The following is a 743-nucleotide window of genomic DNA, read 5'->3' as shown; positions in this document are numbered from 1 at the left end:
GGCACTGTCTAGTTCTGGACCTCCTGAGCCGGCGTTCGTCCGTCGAGCGCTTGATTGGGTCGTTCGTGGTTGTAATGGTGTTTGAAGCGTTGTAACCACCGTCTGGCGCTGGATTGACTGCCCCGCCAGTACGTATGGAAGCGGTCGATTCGCATGGTGACGGTCTGGAACCATTTTTCGATGTGGTTCCGAGTTCGATAGTCGAGACGACCGCTCAGTTCGTGACGTGCGAGGGCAGTCAGATAGCCACCAGCATCGACGAGAAACTCTGTCTCGGCGAGATCGTGTTTCTCGGTGAGTCGGTGCAAAAATGCCGCCGCGGGGTCGGTCCCGCGGCGGCTGAACACGTCGATTTCGAGCAATAATTTTGAGTCGGTGTCGATCGCGGCGTAGAGCCACTGTTTCTCACCGTCAACCTCAATCTGTTTCTCGTCGACCGCGACCCGCGACGGCTCCGCCGCCGGCGGGTCGCTCTGTGCCTCAGACAGTGTATGTACCCAATTCCAGACCGCGCCGTGAGAACGATCGACACCCAACAAGTCTAAGATCGCCACCGTCTCCCTGATCGACAGCCCCGCCGTATGGAGACGCACCCCAAATCGCCGGACGGGTGTCGGGGTGCGCTCGTTCTCCCAAACGTCTTGGCTGTCCTCGTCTAACGTTTCTCTGAGGAGGTCTGCGAGTTGCATGAGCACTTCTCGCTACGGCCTCCTCATTCCTCAATCCCTCAACTAGACAGTGCC

The 743-nt window shown here is 58.7% G+C and carries 1 protein-coding gene; it reads right to left on the bottom strand.

The genetic code is table 11. The features are described 5' to 3' along the window. Window positions 1-8: 8 nt before the first annotated feature. Window positions 9-689 (bottom strand): IS6 family transposase, encoded by a 681-nt coding sequence (locus AC5FRW_RS19180; protein WP_493570069.1) that lies wholly within the window; start codon window positions 687-689, stop codon window positions 9-11. Window positions 690-743: the final 54 nt, after the last annotated feature.

Source organism: Halomicrobium sp. HArcht3-1, assembly GCF_058933345.1.
This window is presented reverse-complemented; position numbering and strand designations above follow the sequence as displayed.

What these genes read in the sequence shown, in the direction of transcription:
- AC5FRW_RS19180 (WP_493570069.1), bottom strand. Translation starts at nt 689, where the DNA reads ATGCAACTCGCAGACCTCCTCAGAGAAACGTTAGACGAGGACAGCCAA.